Raw genomic sequence first — 3,866 nt, 5'->3', positions numbered from 1 at the left:
TTGCATCACTAAATATACATAATTTACGTTTTTCTTACAAGTTTTTCGTTATATTTGTTAAAAAGATTGTGGAGGTTTTTTCACAGTCTGACGTTATCGCTCAGTGTAAAAAGCCGACCCGCAAATGGCACATTTGGTTTTTTCCGACACTCAAGCCAACGCTCAAAAAACCAAAAGAGCCATTCTTTTGCCAACGCTCGACAGAAAATAAACAAAAATGAACAGAGATTCAAAATTTGTCCGTAATTTTGTCCGTGTACGTAAAACCGTCCGTAATTATGGCAACAATTAATTTTTATCTCGACAAACCAGACAAGAAAGGGCTTGCCCCTATTCATTTAAGGATTAACTGTTCTGGCACACAAATTAAGTTAGCGACAGGACAAAAAATTGACCCAGAGCTATTTGACAAGAAAAGACAACGAGTTAAAGGGATTACAATTGAAGCGACTGAGACAAATCACTATTTGAATTTTCTCAATGAACGTGCAGATGAATTATTACATCATTCCAACAAAAAAACTTTTTCACAAGATGAAATCAAAGATATTCTCAATCAACATATTGACGGGTACAGAGAAAATCACACTGTTAATATTGTAAAGGAACAGATTTCACTATATGGTAAGCCTTTTACTTTCATTGACTTGTTTGCAGGTGCAGGTGGTTTTAGTGAAGGCTTTTTACAAGCAGAAGTTCATAATAAATTCTTTGACTTCATTGTGGCAAGCGACATAAATGAAAATTGCGAACTCACTCACATAGTGAGATACAACCATCAACTAGGATTGAATGCTGAATTTTTGAAACAAGACATCACAGAACCAGATTTTTTAGACAACCTTTTACAAAAGATAGGTAACAAAAAAATTGATGTGGTTTGCGGTGGACCACCTTGCCAGAGTTTTAGTTTAGCAGGAAAGAGAAAGAAGTTTGATAAAAAAGATGATTTATTCTCTCACTACCTCGAAGTAATTAAAATTTTGCAACCGAAGTATTTTGTAATGGAGAATGTAAAAGGCATCCTTACAAAGGAAAATGGAAAAATCAAAGATTTAATTATTCAAGAAATCAATTCAATAGTTGATATAAAAGAAATTCCAGTTTTAGTTTCATTCATCAGAAAAATGAAATCAGACAAAAACAGTTTCTTACTTGAAAGTATTGTAAAACGAGTTGAAATTGAAAAATTAAGAGATGCTGAAATTGAAACAGGGAGAGAAGAATTTATTCGATTTGTAGATAATAGATTCAAACAACTTACTCCTAAAATTGCTGATTATAAAACAAGCAAAACAGATTCAAGAATTAATACCATTAGACACGGATTTAACATACTTGCCAGAACCAAAGAATGGGAAAAACTGAAACGTGACATCATTAAAGAAAAAGACTTTTGTAATATTGATAGTGATGCATTTGTAGAAACATTCACGACTTTTTTAACTCATATTGGGTCTGAAAGTGTAATAGAGCAAATTGAACTTGCATTTAAGGAACTTAAAGTTCCTTCAGAATTTAAAAAGGACTGTTCTGATATAATAACAGCACTTAAAATCTACACTAATTCATTTGATGAAACCGTAGATATCCTATTGAAACTATGTTCTGAAAAGGAGAAATCTGAACTCAATAAAATTCTGGACAGCATTAGACTTTACAAAATTGAAAAACCATTTATAGCAAACGCTTCAAATTATGGTGTTCCGCAAAATCGTGAACGAGTACTTTTTATTGGGTGTAGAAAAGACCAGAAATTTATTTCTGAGATACCACCAACCGTAAAGGAAAATGAAAAAGTAACCATTTTTGAAGCTTTATACGACTTAGATTTTATCGGCAATAATCAGGAAGCACATCATTATGAATTAGTTGATATTTCAAAGCAATTCAATGGTACAGCCGAAAAAATGAAAAGCCTCTTAAAGAAAAGAACTGTTGACGGAAAGGAGAACCCAAAGACTGGAAAATCATTTGCAGAATGGTCAAGAGAAGGTCGATTGATTGAAAGGTATCAACCTAAAACAAAACCTTTTTACGTAAGAAATTTTGAAGGACTTCAAAAGGGAGTAAAATATTTTGACATTTTGAATAATCACAAAACAAGTAATCAAAATGATGATGTGATTAAACGTCTCGAAATTATCCTAAAAAATGGCGATTATAAAAAGGCTCAATGTGAAATAGATGATTGCGGATTAACCTCAAACAAAAGAAATTATAATGTATTGAAGCCTGATGAACAAAGTTCAACCATAATGACAATACCAGATGATTATGTTCATTACAATTCGCCTAGAGCATTGACAGTACGTGAAATGGCAAGACTTCAATCCTTTGATGATACATTTGTATTTCAAGGGAAACGTTCAACAGGTGGAAATAATAGAAAAACAGAAGTTCCTCAATACACTTTGGTCGGGAATGCTGTACCGCCATTATTAGCTAGAGCCGTGGCGACAGAAATTTTAAAAAATATTAAATGAGAGTACTAACAGACTTAGAACAGTCAAAAATTAAAATCCTGACAAAAAATCAAGTTTCTCTTTCTCTGATTGAGCCAACCGAAACTGGTTTGAAGAAATCAATAATGGATGCCACTGGCTCAGTTAGAAATTTTTTAAAAGAAAACAACATTCACGACTATGATATCCAAGGGCAAGGCCCTGAAAACAAAGTTCAAATTAATGCAATCTTTTACCAAGACTTTCAAGTAATTCAATCAATTGCTTCATTGTACAGACCTCAAACCAAAAAAGGAGATCCAAGAATATGGTTTTCAGGACTTACTAAAATTGCAAATCCAAACGATTTGATTGCAATGATTTTTTATTCGGGCACTTTTCACATTTTCAATTTAACGCAATTGAATGTAGAAGCATTATTAAACTCGAACCTAATAAATCCGCTAAAAGAGTTGATTTCAGAAATCAACGGAAAAGCTAATGAAGTTGCATTTGAATTATTGGCTATGTTGAGAAAAGTTGCCAGTTCGGGTCCTATTCCCTCAATGGTTGCAGCAGATACTTCTGTCGGAAGAACTCTAGAGACAGCCTTGGGAATTGACATCAATTCATCCAAACAGCCCGACTACAAAGGAATAGAACTAAAATCGTTTAGAAGTAGTAGAACGAACAGGAAAAATTTATTTGCACAAGTTCCGGAATGGTCATTAAGTAAATTCAAAAGTTCGGCAGAAATTTTAGATGCTTTTGGTTACCATAGAGAAGAAGATTTTAAACTTTATTGTACAGTATCAGCAATCACAAGAAACTCACAAGGTTTAGCTTTGAGACTTGATTCAGACATAAAGCAACTAGTTGAAAATTCAGATAAACCTGATATTGGGGATTTTGTTGTTTGGACTTTAAACACATTGCATAATAGACTTTTAGAAAAGCATAAAGAAACATTTTGGGTTGAAGCAACAAGCACATACATTGATGGACTTGAGCATTTTCAATATTCAATTGTAGAACACACTAAAAAACCTATCACATCACAATTTGACATTCTGGTAGACCAAGGAATAATTACACTTGACCACTTAATAAAGAGAAATTCAAACGGGAAAGTTGTTGAAAAAGGACCGATATTTAAAATCAAACCTAAGGGACTAGATTTACTATTTCCACCAAGTGAAAAATATAATTTGATATAAAATGCCAATGCTCAACAGCCACACACATTGCCAAGCCACACAAGCCAACGCACAAACCCAAGCTTGGCAAAGAGTGTGTCTGTCCAACTGCACGACCAAAACGACAGACAAACTAACGGACGAAAAAGAACACCGAAGCGATAATCGAGTAGACTGCCCCACTAGAAACTAGCAGGGAGAGCCTCTCACACCACCGAGCATACGG

Annotated in this window: 3 protein-coding genes; all 3 read left to right on the top strand. The window is 33.8% G+C overall.

Going from position 1 to position 3,866, the window contains the following annotated elements; translation table 11 throughout:
• Positions 1-221, top strand: a 221-nt coding sequence (locus H601_RS16725; protein ID WP_211223558.1) for a hypothetical protein, incomplete at its 5' end; no start/stop codon positions are given.
• Positions 222-278: 57 nt separating this feature from the next.
• Complete coding sequence (locus H601_RS0112830; protein ID WP_026711869.1) at positions 279-2,486, top strand: DNA cytosine methyltransferase; 2,208 nt, start codon at positions 279-281, stop codon at positions 2,484-2,486.
• Complete coding sequence (locus tag H601_RS0112825) at positions 2,483-3,661, top strand: MvaI/BcnI restriction endonuclease family protein (RefSeq protein ID WP_026711868.1); 1,179 nt, start codon at positions 2,483-2,485, stop codon at positions 3,659-3,661. The genes H601_RS0112830 and H601_RS0112825 overlap by 4 nt, the downstream gene beginning before the upstream one ends.
• Positions 3,662-3,866: the final 205 nt, after the last annotated feature.

It is taken from the genome of Flavobacterium filum DSM 17961, assembly GCF_000425465.1.
In the GTDB taxonomy this organism is placed as follows: Bacteria; Bacteroidota; Bacteroidia; order Flavobacteriales; family Flavobacteriaceae; genus Flavobacterium; species Flavobacterium filum.
Note: the sequence above shows the minus strand (reverse complement) of the source record. Positions and strands in the feature narration are given on the sequence as shown.